The 19,754-nt window shown below is 62.5% G+C and carries 9 protein-coding genes; 5 read left to right on the forward strand and 4 right to left on the reverse strand.

From position 1 onward, the window contains the following. Positions 1 to 744 precede the first annotated feature (744 nt). From VMH22_11675 to VMH22_11685, 3 genes are all read right to left on the reverse strand, one after another. Positions 745 to 5,601: a FlgD immunoglobulin-like domain containing protein gene (locus VMH22_11675; protein HTW92356.1), complete on the reverse strand. Its 4,857-nt coding sequence runs from the start codon at positions 5,599 to 5,601 to the stop codon at positions 745 to 747. 9 nt (positions 5,602 to 5,610) lie between these two features. Further along, positions 5,611 to 7,920, reverse strand: a complete 2,310-nt coding sequence (locus VMH22_11680) for a T9SS type A sorting domain-containing protein (protein ID HTW92357.1) — start codon at positions 7,918 to 7,920, stop codon at positions 5,611 to 5,613. A 205-nt stretch (positions 7,921 to 8,125) separates the two neighbouring features. Further along, positions 8,126 to 8,698: a GNAT family N-acetyltransferase gene (locus VMH22_11685; GenBank protein ID HTW92358.1), complete on the reverse strand. Its 573-nt coding sequence runs from the start codon at positions 8,696 to 8,698 to the stop codon at positions 8,126 to 8,128. A 371-nt stretch (positions 8,699 to 9,069) separates the two neighbouring features. Between VMH22_11685 and VMH22_11690 the strand changes: the two genes are divergently transcribed. From VMH22_11690 to VMH22_11710, 5 genes are all read left to right on the forward strand, one after another. Next, the gene (locus tag VMH22_11690) at positions 9,070 to 11,205 is read left to right on the forward strand and encodes an aryl-sulfate sulfotransferase (GenBank protein HTW92359.1); all 2,136 of its coding nucleotides are present in this window, start codon (positions 9,070 to 9,072) and stop codon (positions 11,203 to 11,205) included. A 228-nt stretch (positions 11,206 to 11,433) separates the two neighbouring features. Next, positions 11,434 to 13,593 carry an aryl-sulfate sulfotransferase gene (locus VMH22_11695; protein HTW92360.1) on the forward strand — a complete coding sequence of 720 codons (2,160 nt, stop codon included), beginning with the start codon at positions 11,434 to 11,436 and terminating at the stop codon, positions 13,591 to 13,593. Between the two features lie 25 nt (positions 13,594 to 13,618). Beyond that, the gene (locus VMH22_11700) at positions 13,619 to 15,034 is read left to right on the forward strand and encodes a T9SS type A sorting domain-containing protein (protein HTW92361.1); all 1,416 of its coding nucleotides are present in this window, start codon (positions 13,619 to 13,621) and stop codon (positions 15,032 to 15,034) included. Between the two features lie 58 nt (positions 15,035 to 15,092). Next, a complete protein-coding gene (locus tag VMH22_11705; protein ID HTW92362.1) occupies positions 15,093 to 16,517 on the forward strand; it encodes a T9SS type A sorting domain-containing protein in 1,425 nt (474 codons plus the stop codon). A gap of 310 nt (positions 16,518 to 16,827) precedes the next feature. Then, entirely contained in the window at positions 16,828 to 19,005 is a 2,178-nt protein-coding gene (locus VMH22_11710; GenBank protein ID HTW92363.1) for an aryl-sulfate sulfotransferase, read from the forward strand. Here the strand turns inward: VMH22_11710 and VMH22_11715 are convergent. Then, positions 18,988 to 19,656 carry a methyltransferase domain-containing protein gene (locus tag VMH22_11715; protein HTW92364.1) on the reverse strand — a complete coding sequence of 223 codons (669 nt, stop codon included), beginning with the start codon at positions 19,654 to 19,656 and terminating at the stop codon, positions 18,988 to 18,990. The genes VMH22_11710 and VMH22_11715 overlap by 18 nt on opposite strands. Positions 19,657 to 19,754 lie beyond the last annotated feature (98 nt).

Below are 19,754 nucleotides of genomic sequence, written 5' to 3' on the forward strand. Positions count from 1 at the left end.
CCACCAATCGTCAGTCGTACTGCGTTGAGTTTGTACTCACGCGTATAGCTCTTTCGCGGTCTCTTCTCCAGACTCATTCATTACCTCCGGTCTCATGCTACACCCACTTACCTTGGTGTCCATGCTACCGGGGGCACTCCAACTCACCAGGCAAGTGACTCGGTAAGTCACTCGGTAAGTGACTGGGGGAATCACTGGGGGAGTGACTGGGGGAGTGACGCACCGAGTGCTGGCGTGAGCCATGCGGTGCACAAGTTATCGTCTTAAACATCAATAAGTTAGGCTTGCTAGTGACGGTGCTTGATGAGATTAGCTGTCTCAGGCATTATGGGGTGGCTACCAACGTGAAGCGGATGGATGAACCGCGCGACTGCCCTGAAGGAGAGAGCGGTTCATCGGGAGGCAAAGCACAATCTGAAACGATTCGGGGAGACGCTTGGCGACCTGCGCGAAGACCTGGCCGTGCGCCAGGAAGCAACCATTCCCCGGGTGTGCGCCATGGAGACCAGGGTCAAAGAGGTCATCAACTCCTGCGGCGTCTCGACCTCGCAGTACGTCGCCCGCGCTGGGAACACATCCGCGACGCGTGCCTCGCGTCGCCCCGTGGACGTGTCCCCGACCCAGAAAGATCAACAAGGACGTCTTCGACACCGCTGCACCATCCCACTGGCCGCCAGCCACGACCGTAGAACCGGCGACCGCCCGCGTGGTAGCGAGCGGTCACTAGAAGAGGAGCTGTTTGTCCTATTCGGTCAGGACTATCTTCTTGCTGAACCGTTTGTCCTCAGCCGTCATGGTGCAGAAATAGACGCCGCAGGCACAAGTGCGTCCCTTGGCGTCCTGCCGGTTCCAGACGATGCTGTAGTATCCCGGCTTCTTCTCGCCGCTGGCCAGCGTGTTCACCAGCTTTCCGGAGATGTCGTAGAGCTTCACGCTGACTCGAGTCGCTCGGGGCAAGGCGTAGGCAACACGGAGCCGGTTCCTGGCCGGATTCGGGAACGGTTGAGCAAGACTCAGGACCTTGGGCAGGTTGATCTTGCCCGCCGACTGCTGCCCGCCGGGCGCGCTGTCGTCGCTCAGGATGCGCAGCTTGTAGACCTTGTTCGGTTGCGGCGCGATTGAGAACAGGCTGTGTTTGTTCTCGCTCAGCACCAGTCCCCTGAGCTTGCTGGAGTCCGACGTCTTGATGCTGACGATGTTGCCGCCCAAGGGCGTGATGCCTTTGAGCTTGCCGTCACTGCCGTCGGTCAGGTAGATTGCGCCTTGGTCCGATGGTAGGACCGCAGTGGGTCGAGTGAAGTCGCCGGTGATGATTGCCTTGTAAGTGCCGGCCGTGTCATACGCTACGATGCGGTCATTCTTCGTGTCAGCCACGTATACAAGGCCGCCTTTGACCGCGATGCCCTCTGGTGAGTGGAAGTGGAGCGAGTCGGAGCCCAGACCGCCGCGCACGAAGACCAAAGTCCCGTTGGATCGGAACTTGCCGATCTTGTGCAGGCCTTTGTCCACCAGCCAGAAGTTGCCGTCGTCGTCCCTGGTCAGGCCCATTGGCTCGGACAGGCCTGAGACCAGCCGTCTGCGACCCTGCCCGCTCTTGTGCAGCTTGTGGACGCGCTTGTTGCGGGCGTCGAGCACGAGGATACTGTCGTTGCCGACTTCAAGGATGGAGGTGACGTAGGCTAGTGAGCCTGAGTCGGTCACCTGGAAGCAGTCGAGCGAGTCGAGGTCATCACTCAGGTGCAGCACGTAGCCCGAGGCAGAGCCGACGTAGACTGACCCTCTGCCCATGCCCGAGCCGCCGCCGCCAGGCCCGCCGACACCGCCCCCACCGGCACCGCTGTTGGAGACGATGACCCAAGTGGTGCACGCGGAAACGTGCCCGGCCGAGTCAGCGCCGGTGAGCCGTACATAGTAGGTCCCATCCGGAATCGATGCCGTGTTCCAGTAGCCGAGATGGACCGCGGGACCCAGGACTTGCTGCGAATCGGGGTAAGCTGGGGTATGTGAAACTGAATCCGGCGAGACGGGCAGCCAGTTGGTCGAATCTACCTCTCTGAAGAGGAGATGGCGCACCTTGAACCAGGTATCGCCGGAAACCTCTACCGGGTCGTATGCCCAGCCGGTGAGTTCCACCGTACCGCACACAAGCTGTCCGGGGCTGGGCAGGCTGATGTGTACGACCGGTGGCGTCGGGTCGAGAATGATGGTGTCGGCATAGGGCGTGGCATTCTCGTTCCCCGCAGAGTCAAGGTAGAGTGCGCGGACAATGTGCCGGCCTGCGCCCGTACCGATGTTCCATTGGGCCAGGGTCTCGAACGGAGCCCACCAGACGTAGCCCGACTCGGGCGCGAACGTGTTCATGGCCACGTTGTCGACCCAGACGCTACCGTTGCCGTTCTCCGCGCTGGCCTCGACCTTCACCATTCCGCCCTTCCACACCCAGACCGAGTCCGAAACCGGTGGCATCAACCGGAACCGCTTCGAGAGGTCGCACCGACCGGTCAGCGACAGCAGATTGCCGGAGAACCCAGCGGAATCGGCGAGTTGCCAGAGTGTGTCGTGCAGGTTGAGAGAATCCACTCGCGTGCACCAATACCAGAACGAAAGCGCGCCGGTTGCGCCGCCATCGTGCACGCGGGCCAGAATGCTTGCCTCCAGCACGCACGAGTCACCGGAATGGGCCGTGATGGACTCAGCCGGCACGAACTGGGTCACCGTCGCAGGCGGTGGTGCGGCCGTCAGCACGGCCATGCGCAGGCTGGTATCGACTTCGCTGTTGTAGAAGCTCCACGAGTTGGCGGTTACGGTGAAGCTGCCATCCTTCACCAGGTTGACCTTGGGCACGTTCATGAATCTCATACCAGAGACCCCCGACGCTGAATCGTGAGCAGTCAGTCGCAGCGTGCAGGTCGAGATGGGCGTGAACCGTGCACCGCCATTGATTTCGACGCTTCCAGTCGGCCCAGTCGTGTCGAAGTACACGAACTGATGTGCACTGTCAGGAACCAGGGCGCTCGTACTCCACGAGTCCTTCGCCTGCACGAAGAACTTGTACCTGGACTGCCCTGACAGGTAGAGCCAACTCGTGTCGTGCGCGACCGCATCGTTCACGCAGAACCAGGCCGTCGTGTCCCCGGCGTACGGCACCGTGTCGGCAGCATGATAGGCCCACTGGACAAGACGCGCCGACTCTGCGGGCACTGACCCGTCGGAATCGGCTTCAAGACTGTGCGTCTCGAACCTGAATAGCGGCAGCGGCTCGTTGTGATGACAGCCACACATTATGCCAATCAACTCCGCGGGCGGTCGCCATACGACCGCGTTCCGGCTATAGCCGTCGTTGTCGTCCATCCCGTGCAACTCGACGTACCCCTGCCGGTAGTTCACGGTCGCGTCAAACAGCGCCGTGCCGCGCCAGCTCCACGGCACCGAACCAACGATAATCGAGATGGAGTCGGAGTTGCCGGGGGCGAGCGGGCGTGGGTCCAGCACGTAAGCTACCGAGTCGCCATTGTGCCGCAGTACGACCAAGGCATATTCGCCGACCACCGGACCTTGGGGCGTCGTGTCGTTGCCGGCATTGTGGAAATAGACGTGCGCCGTTTCCTGGTACCCGATGGCCAGTGTCGATGGCGTCATCCGCAAACTGTCTACAACCAAGTCCGGCCGTTTGATCGTGAATCCCTCTTCCGATACGAACACCGGACGCTCATCGAGCGTCGAGGAAAGCCAGCCGTTGGTCCCCGCTGGTGCCAAAGCCATGTACTGCTGGTTACTGTAATGCAGGATGTCGCCCGTGAGTGTGTCGGTGGTCGCGGGAAGCGAGACGTTGACGCTGCCCTCCCCTTCGCCCGTGTTCTTCCAGCAGACCCAGGTCTTCTTGAGGGAAGTCGGGTTCTCGAACTCGTAGATCCGCACCGAATCGTCCTTCGCGCCGCCCATCATGACGCGCCCGTTGAGCCGCTTGCCGTCAAGGGTGTGAGTCACCTGCTTGAAGGCAAAGTAGCCGGCGTTCGGCTCCATGTTGGAGGCGAACAACCCCCAATCTCCCCAGCCGCACTTGGCACACGACTTCCACCAGCAGATGCGGTTGAAGGTACCACCGGGCAAGCACGCCTCCGCCGGGGTTGATGCACATGCTTGGCCGAGGTTGCGGGCCTCTTGCAGCGAGTCCACATAGCTCGGATTCTTACGGTCGCTAACGCCGAAGCCGAACTCCGAGTTCCACAACTGAGCCGTGTCGTCGTGTGCTCGTATCACGGCACGCAGTGACTCGGCGTCGTCCGCATACTCCGCCGGGTCGAAGAATAGGGTGCGCTGATAGGGATGAACCGACACGACGTTCCAGAACCGGTGACTACTGGACGCTTTGTCATAGAAGGTCCTCAGCCAATCAACGCCGCGCACCAGTTTAAGTCCAGGGCTCGAATCCACCACGCGTCCGAGTTCTCCAATTACGATCCTGTCGGTGTCGTGTCCAGTGTGCGACCGAATCGTCTTCGCCGCCAGCGAGCATAGTTGCACGTAGAGGGCACACCTGTATTGCCAGGTAGTGTCCGATTGGTAGCCGGTATCGGGCGACCGCCACCAACCGGTCCAGCCCGGCCAAGACTTGGAGGGATCGTGCCACGAATCGCAGCCCTCGTTTGGCTCGTTCCAGATGGACCACGTGTGGATGTGGATCCGGACAGAATCAGGTAAGGAATCGACGTGATGAAGCAACGCGTTGAGATACCGCACCCAGAAGTTGGAGCTGGGCCCACTGTCCATGTACAGCGGGGGTGCATACACCGTCGTGTCGACAATCGTGTCGGGGTTGGGGGTGTCGGTACGGACAATCGTATCGATTCGCGAGCTGGCCCACTTGGGCGTCCCGACGAGCACGGCCACCGGTTCGATTCTCGCCGAATCGATGTACTTGACCTCGCTGTCCACATTGTCGAAGTGGAACGTGCCCGCGATCGATTCTATCGTGTCCCAACGGACGTAGAATGTGCCCCAGGTAGCCCCCGAGAGCTTCATGCTGTCAGCCCACTTGCCCCAGTCCGAACGCGAGTCGGGGAGGAAACACGTCGCACCCCATGGGTACAAACTCACCGTATCATGCAGCCCATCCACCCGCAGGGCCAAGTCCCAACTGTCATGCTTCGTGCCGTTGACGGTCAGACTGCCATACTTGTAAGGATTCAGGCTGTCGTAGGCGAACGAGATCGGCCCGCCGTTATGGTACTGGTTGGTGATTGTGACTTTGTAGGTCCTGCCGCGAACCGGCTGAGCGTCCTTCGTCAGCGGAAAGTCCATCCATGCCCACATCTGACGGGCAGGAACATTGTAGGCGTGAGCTATGGGATATGATGGATTGACGGAGTCCGCGACGACGACGTTGAACAACCCACCGCTGAACGTGTCTCCGCACCACCAGCTTATGTGTGTCAGACTATCAAGCGTATTTCGATAGTATTGCGTGATGCCGCCGTTTGGAACGGCAGCGATTTCGGCGACGCAGTTACCAAAAGGCACTACGTCGTAGCTCTTGGAGATGCCAAGAGCTATTGAGAACCCCGATGCGAGCAGAACTGCGACTAAGGCAGCCTGCCTCATGTTTGCCTCCTATCGTTTGATTACCTTGCTTACCAGGACTCCTGTCTTGGTTTCCACTCGGACGAAGTACAAACCGGGCCGCAACCCGGCTAGTCCAAGTTCAGTGGATGACACCTCCTTCCTGATATTCTTCACTAGCACTTGTCTGCCAGCAGCATCGTAGATGCTCAGCCGGCTGTTGATGCACGTAGGCTCGCCGAATTGGACACGGACTATCTCCCCGGCGGGATTGGGCGTCACGCGTAACTCGGACCGCGGTCCCGATACTCTTTCTGGCTCCTTTACGCCCACTGCCGCCGTTTCGGCTATCAGCACGCCGGCGTCGCCGCAGGCGACATACAAGTAGGGATCAGCCCAAGCCAACTTGTCGACAGTATTGGGCACCAAGAGAGAGCCGACGGACACGGGCATCGTTGGATTCCCGATGTCGAAGAGATGGACATCGTTCGTATAGCGGCCCCAGGACCAAGGATCCCAGCTTCCGACAAAGAGCAACGAGTCGCAGACCGCCAGAGTTGCCCCGAATTTCGGCAGGGCCATGCTGTCTATTAGGTATGGAGAGGACGGGCTGGCAACGCTGACGATGTAGAGGTTGCCGGACGCGACATACGCGAACGTGTCTATCACCGCCACGCCGCAGGCTCCATTGGGTGGAGTCAGTGCGCCGACGATTGCCGGGCTATCCGGTTGCGCGACGCTAACTATCTGCAAGCCGGAAACACCGTTGGCAACGAACGCCAACCTATTCGTCACGTCCATTCCATAGTGATTCATCATGTCCGGCAGCGCGCATGTGCCGACGAGGGCGGGCGCGCGAGGCCGGGCGACGTTGATCACATGGAACCCGTAGTCTTGTGCCACATACGCGAAGCTGTCACGAAGCGCGACATCCTCTGGGAAACCGGGTAGCGAGCACCCGGCGACGATCTGCGGGCGAAAAGGATCGGCCACGGAGACTGTTCGGAAGTGGGGGTTAGGCCACCAACCCATGTATGCGAAGCTGTCGCGCGCCGTGACAGCATCGCACTCTTTGTCCCCCATCGCCGTGTCGAGCCCCGAGATGCACGTCGGCATTTGTGGGTCCGCGACATCGAGAATTCTCAAGCCGTCCAACCCGCTTGCGACGTAGCAGTGCGTCCCCTCAACGGATGCGTCCCGAGCCTCTCCGGCCGAAAGCGCCCAAGTGTCCAGCACGGGGTTGTTCAGGTTGGAGACATCAACAATGGCCAAGCCGTCGTACTCGTCCGCCACCAGCGCTCGGTTCAAGGTGGAGTTCTCCCAAACGCCATACGGAGACCTATCCGTGGTCCGGCATGAATCAATGAATGCTGGGTGAGCGGAGTCGGCGATGCTCAGTATCTGGAATGGCTGCGGGTTCTCAACGCCGATGCCGCGACCGGACACGAACGCCAGCGGGCCGTCGAGAAAGATGTCGTAGCCGCCCAAATCATCGAGCTTGGCCAAGAGGCGCGGCGAGCTTGGTGTCGAGATGTCTAACGTGATGAAACGGACTGGGTATGGATAGCCGGCTTCCTCGTAGCTGGCACAAACCAGATTGCCCCTCGCCGTGGCAGAGCGTCCGTTGCCGCAAGGGTACGTGGCGATCTCATGCGGGCTGGCCGGGTTCGACACGTCCACAAGCGCGAAACCGCCGCTCTGGCACACGACCACCGTATTGCCCGAGCCGGTCGTGACCGAGCCTGACTCAATGCACGAGCCAAGGTCATGCAAGTTGGACGAACTGGCAATGCTGAGACAATGGAGCGTGTCGTTCCTGATGTAGAAGAGGAACGTATCTCGTATCCAGAAGTCTCCGACCGGGGCCGGGAGCACGCCGCGCTGGACCGGATTGCTCAGGCTGCTGATGTTCCAGACCTCAAGGTCGGAGTTGCTGCTGGTATAGAGCAGCGAGTCCTCAAGGTAAGACTGCGCCGTGAGCGACGGGAACTGAATCTCAGATAGCACCTGCGGGCTGTCCGGCTTGGCGAAGTTGAGCAGCGCTACTTCGCTGCCCAAGGTCAGCACGACCAAGGTATCCTTGCCCGTGACCTCCGCCGCCGGCCCCCTGCCCCACTTGCCGACAAGCCTCAGGCCCGAACCCGAGTCAGACATCGTCCTCGGTCTTCCGTCTTCCGTCCTCCGTCCTTCGCCGTGCTCGTGCAGCCACTCCATCCTCATCTTCGGTGGAATCCGACGCAGCGAATCCATGAGCACCTGCTCGCGCCAAGGCAGGCGGGTCTGCTCACCCCGCATCGGCGACGTCGCAACCGCGAACGCAACAAATCCCAACCCCAGGAGAAGAACAAACGTCCTTTTCATAGAACTATTTTAGTCCTAACCCCTCCAAGGTCAAACCGCCATCGTCTGTGCGCCTGGTTGCGCTCGGGAGAATCAGACAGTCACCCAACCAACTCATTCTAGATTGACGATTTCGATTGTAGATGGACGAACGTCGGCGGCACTTGACAGTTACGGGCTGATGGCATCGGAAGCAGGGCGCAGTGAGCCGAAGGCTGTGGGCGCGCTAGACGCCGCTTACCGGCTTGCTGTATCGCGCGAACTGGAACCGGCCCATCAGTTTCAGGTCGTTCGCCTCTCGCACGAACCCCGCGCGCTCATACAACCGTATGGCATCCCGGTTCTCGGCCTCGACGTCGAGCGCGAGCCGGTTGCAGCCCTGCTGCCGCGCCCGGCTCTCGGCATCAGCCAGCAGCAGACTGCCGAGGCCGTTCCGGCGGTACTCCGGGAATACGGCCATGTTCGCCAGATAGTACTCGCCCGGATTGACCCAGCCTGACCGGGTCGCAGGCTCGTCGACGGCCGGCGGTTGTTCTTCCTCGGTCTCCCACTGGGCCATGGCAGCGACCATTTGCTCATACGTGTAAGCCAGCAGCATTCCGGCCACGCGACTATCGACTTCGACAATCCTGACGTTCGGATATCCGAACAATCCCTCTCCGCTTTCGAATATCCCCCGGATGACGCGTTCGTAGTCCTCTCCGAACAGGGAGGGCAGAAAGGCCTTGTCGGACATCAGTATCAGGCGCAGGAAATCGTCGACGTCGTCGAGCCGGGCCGGGCGGACTTGCGAAGTCAAGCGGACAGCTCCATTCTCTGCATCAACCTAGAGACTACCCGATTTGACGACGGCGGCAAGACGGGGAGAGCCGACGCCGATTGCAGATGGGCAGAAGCGGCTGAGGCCGCGGGCCGGCTTGTTGGGGCATCCGAGCTCGGATGCACGCTTCAACGCGGCCCGCCAATCTAACACCCCGCCCGTGAGTCGCCGGTCAGCTTGACGCGACTGAGCACATCGCTAGAATCTCTCATACCGAGCCGCAAGACAATCTGCCGCCAGAGTCTGTAAACGGCTTGTAGGCCGCCGAGTCCGGCCGCGCTCGAAGTCCGGCACCGCCGGTCAGTAGACTCCACGCCGATTCGCACACACCACAAGCCAAGGAGTAGAGCATGACGATGCGCAGGTCATCTGTGTACTTCGCGATCCTTCTGGGCGGGGTCGTGCTTGTCGCCAGCACTGCCAGCGCTCTGCCTGAACCGTGGGAGCACCCGGACGGGAGCATACACTACTATGACGTGATAAGCACGCCTTCAGGCATCAATTGGAACGTCGCCCGGGATTCGGCGCAGGGACACGGCGGCTATCTGGCAACCATCACGTCGCAGGAGGAAAATGACTTTGTCTTCGCACTGGTTGACTCGGCGGCGTACTGGTACCAGCGACCCGGGTCCGGCACGCTGGCCGGCCCGTGGCTAGGCGGCTACCAGCCGTCAGGATCTTATGAGCCGGACAGCGGCTGGCGGTGGGTCACGACCGAACCCTTCGGTTTTCGTAACTGGTCCACGGGGCAGCCGGACAACGAAGGTGACGAGAACGCGCTGCATTTCGGCGAGTCGGTCGGAGTGCGCGTCCCGAACTGGGACGACCTCAACGCCGGCGATGATTCGATACGCGGATTCGTGCGCGAGCTCTCGGCCGACTCCACAACCATCGGGTTGCTGCAGGACGACAGTGCCGCATTCCCAGGCTACACCCTGTTTGCGCCGCTATCGTCCACCTCTACCTACCTGGTTGACAACAAGGGCCGGCTTGTCCACTCGTGGCAGAGCAACTACTGCCCCGGGTTGTCGGTCTACCTGCTCCAGAACGGCAACCTCTTGCACACCGCCAACGTCGCAAACCCGATCTTCTCCCTCGGCGGACGCGTTGAGGAGTTTGACTGGAACGGCACCCTCGTGTGGTCCTACGACTATTCCGATAGCCTGCATTGCCAACATCACGACGTCAAGATGCTACCGAACGGCAACGTGCTGATGATTGCCTACGAGTACAAGACCAGAGGCGAGGCCGTCGCCGCGGGCCGCGACCCGGGCAAACTCGGCCCCTCGTTCTGGCCCGACTGCTTGATTGAAGTGAACCCGGCCACCGACGGTATCGTCTGGGAATGGCACGTCTGGGACCACCTGATACAGGACTTCGATTCGACCAAGATGAACTATGGAGTCGTGGGCGACCACTCGGAACTGGTGGACGTGAACGTACAAGCGCCGGACGTGCCAGCCTATGCTTCCTCTTGGACCCACATGAACTCAGTTGACTACAACGCGCAGTTCGACCAGATAATGCTGAGCGTGCGTAACTTCAGCGAGGTGTGGGTGATTGACCACAGCACGACGACCCAGGAGGCGCGAGGACATACCGGCGGCAGGCGGGGCATGGGCGGCGACATACTCTATCGCTGGGGCAACCCCGCAGCCTATCGCGCCGGCGACAGCACCAACCAGAAATTCTTCGGTCAGCATAACGCCCGCTGGATTGAAACCGGGCTACCCGGCGCCGGGCATGTCATGGTCTTCAACAACGGCGTGCAACGTCCGGGCGGCAGCTACTCTTCGGTTGACGAGTTCATCGCCGACTGCGACAGCGCCGGCGACTATCCGCGGCCAAGCCCCGGCACGACGTTTGGCCCGGCCGCACAAAGCTGGACTTACCACGCCGACCCGCCGACCAGCTTCTACGCGGCGGTGATGTCCGGTGCCCAGCGCCTGCCTAGCGGCAACACGCTCATCAGCAACGGTACGAACGGCGCAATGACTGAAGTGACCGCCGGCGCTGACGTCGTCTGGCGCTACATCAACCCGGTCGTCGACCCGGGACCCCTTTACCAGGGCGAGACAACCGGCGTACCGAACGTGGTGTTCCGGGCGACACGTTACTCTCCTGACTACCCGGGACTGACGGGCCGATCACTAGCGCCGGGCTATCCCATTGAGTTGTATCAGACCCCGCGCTCCGGAATCAGCGAGTCCCGAGGCGCATCGACGCGGTTCGCCGGCCTTCACGCCAGTCCGAACCCATTTGGCCGGCAGACCACGATTCGCCTGAGCCCGTCGCACTCGGCATCGGTCGCGCTCGGCATCTACTCGGTGGCTGGTCGACTCATTCGAACGCTACCGGTGAACGGCAAAGAGGTCGTCTGGGACGGCGCAGACCAGGCAGGCACGCCGGTTGGCCGCGGTATCTACTGCTGTCGGCTGCAAGGCCCGGGTCTCAGCGAGTCGATGAAACTGGTTAAGGCCGAGTGACCCCGACCGCCGGATGACCCGATGATTCTATCTACGTCCAAACCGGCCAGGCGGCTTGACGCGGCAGAGCACATTGCTAGAATCTCTCACGCCGAGCCGGAAGACAATCTGCCGTTAGGGTCTGTGAGCGGCTTGCAGGCCGCCGAGTCCGGCCGCGCTCGAAGTCCGGCACTGCCGGGCAGTAGACCCCACGCCGAATTGCACGCACGACAAGCTAAGGAGTACGTCATGACGATACGAAGGTATTCATGGTCCTTCGCGGCCCTTCTAGTCGGGGTCGCGCTTATCGCCGGCCTCGCCGGCGCAGCCCCCGAGCCATGGGTCCACCCGGACGGGAGCATCCACTACTATGATGCGATAAACACGCCGTCAGGCATCAATTGGAACGTCGCCTGGGATTCGGCGCTCGGTCACGGCGGCTACCTCGCGACCATCACGTCGCAGGCCGAAAACAACTTCGTATTCAGTCTGATTGACTCGGCCCGCTACTGGTATCAGCGGTTCGGCACCAACAAACTGGCCGGCCCGTGGCTCGGCGGCTCGAAGTACTTCGGCTACTCTGACCCGGACAGCGGCTGGCACTGGGTCACGAATGAGAGCATGGGTTATCGCAACTGGTCCATGGGCCAGCCGGACAACCAGGGTGGTAGTGAGAACGCATTGCACTTCGGCGAGTCGGTCGGGGTACGGTCACCGCACTGGGACGACCTGAGCAGCCTCGACGACTCGATTCGTGGCTTCGTGCGCGAGCTCTCGGCCGATTCGACCACGGTCGGGCTTCGGTACTGGGACACCTCGGCCTATGCGGGCTACACGCTGTTCGGCAACAACAACGGCCACGACATCTACTTGATCGACAATAATGGCCGCAGCATCCACCGCTGGCGCGCCGCCGACAAGACTGTGGGAGCGCTCTACCTGCTCCCCAACGGGCTGCTGTCCCAGATCGGCAACCTGAGCAACCCCAGCTTCCTCAACGGCGGACGCGTGTCGCTCCTCGACTGGAACGCCAATAAGGCCTGGTCCTTCGACTATTCCGACAGCACCCACTGTCTACACCACGACGCCATCTGGCTGCCCAACGGACACGTGGCGGCGATTGCCTGGGAGCTGAAGACAAAGGCGCAGGCGATCGCGGCGGGACGCGACACGACCAAGCTGACGCAGGGCAAGCTCTGGTCCGAGGAGGTAATCGAGGTCGACACTGCGACCGACAGCATCATCTGGCAATGGCACATCTGGGACCACCTTGTCCAGGACTACGACTCGACCAAGCTGAACTACGGCGTCGTTGGTAACCACCCGGAGCTCATCGACCTGAACTGGACCACCAACTACTCACCGCAGGCGGCCGACTGGATTCACGCGAACGCCCTTGACTATGACTCGGCGTTCGACCAGATTATGTTCAGCGCCCGCGGGTTCAACGAAATCTGGGTCCTCGACCACGGCACGACAACCAAACAGGCAGCCACTCACACCGGCGGCCGCTATGGCCACGGCGGCGACCTGCTCTACCGGTGGGGCAACCCCCAAGCCTACCGCCGTGGCGACAGCAGCAACATGCTGTTCCACGCCCAGCACAACTGTCAGTGGATTCGGTCCGGCCTGCGGGGCGCGGGCGACATCATGGTCGTAGACAACGGCCTGCAGCGCAGGGACTCGCTCTACACGACGATTATCGAGTTCACCCCGCCGGTGGACTCTACCGGCCATTACCCGACGCTGGGACCCGGCCAGCGGTACGGCCCTACGGGTCCGAGCTGGCAGTACATCGCCACGCCGCCAACGTCCTTCTACACGCCGCAGGTGGGCAGCGCCCAGCGGCTGCCGAATGGCCACACACTGATTTGCGAGGGCACCAAGGGCCGGTTCTTTGAGATCGGCGCGGACAGTGTCCTGACCTGGTGGTATAGAAGTCCGGTCATCGATACTACACCGCTGAATCAGGGCGATACGATTGCTCACACCGACCAATGGACGTTGAAGACCATCGTCCACCGATCGCCTCGCTACCCGCTAAACTACGCCGGGCTGCAGGGCCACGACCTGACGCCCGGCTACCCGATCGAGGTCTATCAGACCAAGCAGTACACTGGCCTGGCGCAAGCACCGGTCGCGGGCCGAGTTCGCGTCGGGCTGGCCGCGAGACCAAACCCCTTTGGCCGGCGCACCGCAATCCGCTTCAGTCTGCCGCAGAAGACGCTGGCCGCCATCGGCATCTACTCGGTTGACGGACGGCTGATTCGAAGCTTCTCGACCACGGGCGATCAGGTAGTTTGGGACGGCGCTGACAATGCCGGAAGGCAGGTCGCGCGCGGCATCTATTACTGCCGGCTCCATGGTCCAGCTTCCAGCGCCGCGACGAAGCTGGTCAAGACGGAATAGCGCTTGCGTCGCTAGCGAACCTTAGATGGTCGCTGCCGGCCGGGTAGCCAGAGCATTGCTTGTGCTCGCGCTGCCTGCGCTGGCAGCGACGACTTTTCACCGGCAGTGGCACTGGTACAAGGCCGACGACGGCCGCTCAGCCGCGCAGCTCAACGACAGCGGGTATATCACCAGCGGGGTGGTGCAGGAATCTTCCGGTCTCTACGGCGTGGTGCTCGCCCGCATCGACCATCTCGGCGATACGACCTCGGTGCAGCGCTTCCTCAATCTGGATTCAATCGGCGGCTTCTCATGCCGCCTGCCGGACGGTGGCTACGCGCTGCTGGCTGAGTCCGCGACGAAGATTCTGGTACGCAGGTACGGTGCGGCAGGTGATTCAGCCTGGGAGTACCGGTCTGCGTGGGGCGGCCCGATTTCTGCTCTCATGCCGACCTTCGACGGCGGCTGCCTTGTGGCCGGTCGGATTCCTGACACGGCCTACTCCATGGGCGCCATCAAGCTGGCAGCGGATGGCCACGAGGAATGGAGGCACTGCTATTACGACCCAACGGTTTCCGCGTCCTCTGCCTACGGCGCTTCCCAGACCCGCGATTCAGGTTACATCCTCTGCGGTGACGCGAATGACTATATGGGGTCCTATCTGCGACTGGTCCGGCTGACGCCGGGCGGCGATACGGTCTGGGCCAGAATCTACGCTGGCACGGTCGGCCCGATGCTCAGCGACGTGCGGGAGATGTCCGACAGCGGCTTCCTTGCCGTCGGGTACGTGTTCGACACCTCGGGCCGCAATGCCTTCTACATGATGCGCACAGCCGGGGCCGGCGACACGGTCTGGACCCGCCGCCTCGCGCCCGCGGGTGCGGCTGCTCAGGCAGCGGCCATGTGCGCAACCAGCGACGGCGGCTTTGCCGTCATCGGCGTCGCGGACTGGGGTGACTCAGCTCGCGCCTGGCTGGTCAAGACCAACGCCTTGGGCGACACGGTCTGGACCGCGGTCCTGCCCGGCTCCGGACATGAGGTAGGCAATGATGTCGAGCAGACCGCCGACGGTGGCTACGTGATTGCCGGCACATCGGACGCAGGCGGCGGCAGCATGCTGCTGATCAAGACTGACTCGCTGGGCTATGTGGCATATGGCATTGCTGAGGACAAGCCACTCGCGGTCTCCGGTCGCATCGTCCTGTCAGTCGAGCCAAACCCCGCGAGCAGTCTCGTCCGCATCGCCTGCTCCCTGCCCGGCAACGATGCGTCCCGCATCACCCTGACGATGTACGATGCCCTCGGCCGGAAGGTATTCGCATCATCCGGTCTCCGGTCTTCGGTCTCCGGTTCCCGCACTTCGTCCTTCGTCCTTCGAACTTCGTCCTTTCCCCCGGGTGTCTACCTGCTCCGGCTCGCGTCCGGCGGTAGCTCCGCAGTCCGGAAACTGGTCCTCCAGTAACCGGCCCCGCTTCCCGTTGCCGGCTTGACGCCATGGCCGCGCCAGCTAGACTCTAACTGTGCGTATAGGCGCTATCACTGGAATCGCAATAGCCCTGCTCCTGCTGCCCGGGCCGGCACAGGCAACGGTCACCTTCCACCGCCAGTGGCACTGGTACACACAGGATGCGGGCCGCTCCGTAGCCCAGCTCACAGACAGCGGGTACGTCATCAGCGGCGGCTTGCAGGAATCCACCAGCATCTTCGGTGTCGTGCTCGCCCGCACTGATTACCGCGGCGACACGACCTCAGTGAAGCGCATCCTCAATCTGGACGCAAATGGCGGTCTCTCCTGCCGGCTGTCGGACGGCGGCTACGCGCTGCTGGCCGAGTCCGGCGCGAAAATCCTGGTACGCAAGTACAATGCGTCAGGTGACTCGGTCTGGGAGTACCGGTCTGCCTGGGGCGGCCAGCTTTCTGCATTCACGCCGACCTTCGACGGCGGTTGCCTTGTGGCCGGCCGGATTCCGGATTCGTCCCCGTACAACATGGGCGCCATCAAGCTGTCGGCGGACGGCAACCAGCAATGGGCGCGCCACTACCACGAACCGACCATGTCCATGTCATGGGCCTTTGGCGCTGCCCAGACCAGCGACTCGGGCTACATCCTCTGCGGTGAAGCGACCAACTACTCTACGACCGACGTGCGCCTGGTCCGACTCAAGCCCGGCGGCGACACGGTCTGGACCAGGCTGTACAACGGCCCGGTCGGCCCGATGCTCAACGACGTGCGGGAGATGGCGGACAGCGGCTTTCTTGCAGTCGGGTACATGTTCGACACCTTGACCGGCAACCGCGCCCTCTACATGCTGCGCACGAACTCCCGCGGCGACACGGTCTGGACGCGACACGTCGCGGACACGTTTGCGGCTCGTCAGGCAACAGCCATGTGTGCGACCAGAGACGGCGGCTTTGCGATCGCCGGGCAGATTGGCTGGACTGACTCCACTCGGGCCTGGCTGGTAAAAACCAACGCCCAAGGCGACACGGTCTGGACCTCGGTCCTGCCCGGCTCGGGAGATGAGGTCGGCGTTGATGTCGAGCAGACCGCCGATGGCGGCTACGTGGTCGCCGGCACGTGCGACTCGGCCGGCACGCCCGACAGCCTTCTGCTGATTAAGACCGACTCCCTTGGCCACGTGACGTCCGGAATAGCCGAGGGAAGCCGGCCTTCGCCCGACCACATCGCTTTCCGGGTGGCGCCCAGCCCGGCGGGCGGGATCGCACGCATCGAATACTCGCTGCCGGGCGGCGCTTCGGCCACCCTGAAAATGTATGATGCCCTCGGCCGGCAGGTGTTCTCATCGTCCGCCCTCCCGTCTGCGGTCTCCGATTCCCACGCTTCGTCATTCGTCCTTCGAACTTCGTCCTTCTCCCCGGGTGTCTACCTGCTCCGGCTCGAGTCGAGTCGCGGCTCGGCAGAACGCAAGCTCGTCATCGAGTGACTTGGCCGCCGGTCTGCCGTCGAAGCGCGCCAGTTAGACATGCCTCACCAGCCCGCAAGTTCCGGCCCTGAGGGGCCGGCTTCAATTCCAGTCACTTCCGGCCTCGGCCAGCACCGCCCCGGACACCGCCCCGGACGAGCTTGACAGGGCTGCGCCCGAAGTTAGAATCGGTTGTCTCTACGAGACTCGGTTTCATGTCAAGGCCTATCGGCACTTGTCGTTCTTCGGGGCCGGTCGTTTCCCAACGCCCGACCCTGCTGTCGCGCGGAGCGGCGCGGCCGCTGACGCGCACGGGGCTGCGTAGCCGGTCATGACGAAACTGGTTCCCGGCAAGCTCGTACCGGCCTGGGTCGTTTTGTCCGCGCTTCTTGCCGGCCCTGCCCTCGCTCAACCGGAACCATGGCTGAATCCCGACGGTACAATCCACTATTACGAGGCAGTGGCCGTGCCCGGCGGCATCACGTGGGACGGCGCCCGCATCCAGGCGCAGAATGACGGCGGCTACCTCGCGACCCTGACCTCCCAGGATGAAAACGACTTCGTCTTCTCTCTGCTTGATTCGAGTGCGTACTGGTACCGGAGACCCGGGTCCGGCACGCTGGCCGGACCGTGGCTTGGCGGCTACCAGCCGTCCGGTTCGCATGAGCCGGACAGCGGCTGGCGGTGGGTCACGCCCGAACCCTTCGGCTTTCGCAACTGGTCCACGGGCCAGCCGGACAACGAAGGCAACGAGAACGCGCTCCATTTCGGCGAGTCGGTCGGCGTGCGGGTTCCAACCTGGAACGACCTGATAAGTACCGATGACTCCATCCGCGGCTACGTGCGCGAGCTCTCGGCCGAAAGGACAACCATCGGCCTGCTGCAGGACGACAGCGCGGCATCTGCCGGCTACACTATCTTTGCTCCGTGCCTGTCGAATCATACCTACCTGGTCGACGACAAGGGACGCCTCGTCCACTCGTGGCGGAGCTGGTTCATGCCCGGGCTTGCGGCTTACTTGCTTGAGAATGGCGACTTGCTGCGCTCTGCGAACGTCGGTAACCAGTATTTTTGCACTCCCGGCGCCGGCGGTCGTGTCGAGGAGTTCGACTGGAACGGCAACCTCGTCTGGTCCTTCCCGTACTCCGACAGCGTGCACTGCCTGCACCACGACATCAAGCGGCTCCCGAACGGCCACGTGCTGATGATTGCCTGGGAACGCAAGACCCGGAACGAAGCCATCGCTGCGGGCCGCAACCCGGCCAGGCTCTGGCAGGGCATGCTCTGGCCGGACCACATCATCGAAGTGGACCCGTCCACCGACAGCATTGTCTGGGAATGGCACATCTGGGATCACCTGGTACAGGACTACGACCATACCAAGGCGAACTACGGGGTCGTGGCCGACCATCCGGAGTTGGTGGACATAAACGCTCTTGCCGCCTGTGACCGCTGGGGCTCGGCCGACTGGAACCACACCAACGCGGTTGACTACAATCCGCAGTTCGACCAGATACTCATCAGCGTGCGCCAGCTCTGCGAGGTGATGGTCATCGACCACAGCACGACGACCGAAGAGGCGCACGGGCACTCAGGCGGCAGACAGGGCATGGGCGGAGATATCCTCTACCGCTGGGGCAACCCCCGGAACTACGACGCCGGGGACGCTTCCGACCAGAAGTTCTACTACCAGCACAACGCTCGCTGGATCGAGCCCGGTCTGCCCGGTGCCGGGCACATCATGGTTTTCAACAATGGCCGGGATCGTCCCTGCTACTTCACCGGCGGACGCCATCCTGAAGACAGCAGCTACTCCACGGTCGAGGAGTTCATCCCCGCCTGCGACAGCGCCGGCGCCTATCCGCGGCCGTCGCCGTACGAGCCGTTCGGCCCGACCGCACAGAGCTGGATCTACCGCGCCAGCCCGCCGAGCAGCTTCTACACGCCGTACATGGGAGGCGCGCAGAGGCTGCCCAATGGCAACACGCTGACCAGCCTTGGTCAACTGGGCACGCTGGCCGAAGTCACCGCCGACACCCACGTTGTCTGGCGCTACGTGAACCCGGTCACGGGATGTGGCCCCCAGCGCCAAGGCTACGTGCCGAAAGACAGCACGAACTCCGTATTCCGGGCTGAACGTTACGCACCCGACTACCCGGGACTGGCGGGGCGGGACCTGACGTCCGGCTATCCTATTGAGCTGTACGGACCGCTGTCCGCCGGTACGAAAGACTCTGAACGTGTCGTAGCCAACGCCCTCCTTCGTGTGAGCCCGAACCCGCTTGGTGCCCAAACCACAATCCGCCTCAGCCTGCCGCACGCAGCTCCGGCCGAGCTCGGCATCTACTCGGTAGACGGTCGACTGGTCCGAACGCTGCCGGCAACCTCCAATCAGGTTGTCTGGAACGGCACCGACAACTCCGGGCAGCGTGTCGGTCGCGGCGTCTACTACTGCCGGCTGCAGTGCGCTGGTTACATTAAGTCGGTGAAGCTAGTCAAGGCCGACTAGCCGCGGCGACGCGACAACAACCACAAAGCTCGCCCCGCGCACGAAGCCGGGGCGAGTTTCTTCCATGGCGAGGGTCTCGCCCGGGCCTCGAAACAGGGTCGATACCGTGTTCAATATCTCAAACCCGGCCTGTTCGGTCAGGCGCGCCACATCCTCGTACCGATCGAAATGGGCGTGGCTGAACAAAGGATGGCCCTGCCGGCCCCGTTCGAGGTAGCTCGATCCCCACTTCCCGTCACGGTCGAGATACGCGTTGACCAGCCGGCCTTCGGGCCTGAGCACTCGCCGGCATTGCCGCAACACCCTTAGCGGGTCTGAAAGAAACTCCCACGTCGTGAGCAGGAATACAGTGCCGAAGCTGGCGGCGCGGAACACCAGCTCCTCTCCCTCGCCGTACAGCACCTCAATCCCGCGCTGACGCGCCAGGGCGAGCAGGGCCGGGGACGGGTCGATGCCGAACGGGATACCCAGGGCTTGAGCAAACCGGCCGGTGCCGACCCCGACCTCGAGCCAGGGCCTGGGGAGATCAGCCATCAGCGGCCGTAGTGCGGCCAGCTCGATCTCGAACGCCAGCCGGCCCTTGCCGTCGTACCAGGCGTCGTATCCGGCGGCCAGCGTTTCGAACGGGTCCGATGGTGGAATGACGCTCATGATGTCGGTGCCTTCGGTTCAAGTATGCGCAGCCGCGTGCAACAGTCAAGCGGCCGTTTCCGCCATCGATTGACCCTCGTGAGACCTGCGCTATATTG

Source organism: bacterium (genome assembly GCA_035505375.1).
Taxonomy (GTDB): domain Bacteria; phylum Hydrothermota; class Tepidihabitantia; order Tepidihabitantales; family Tepidihabitantaceae; genus UBA2258.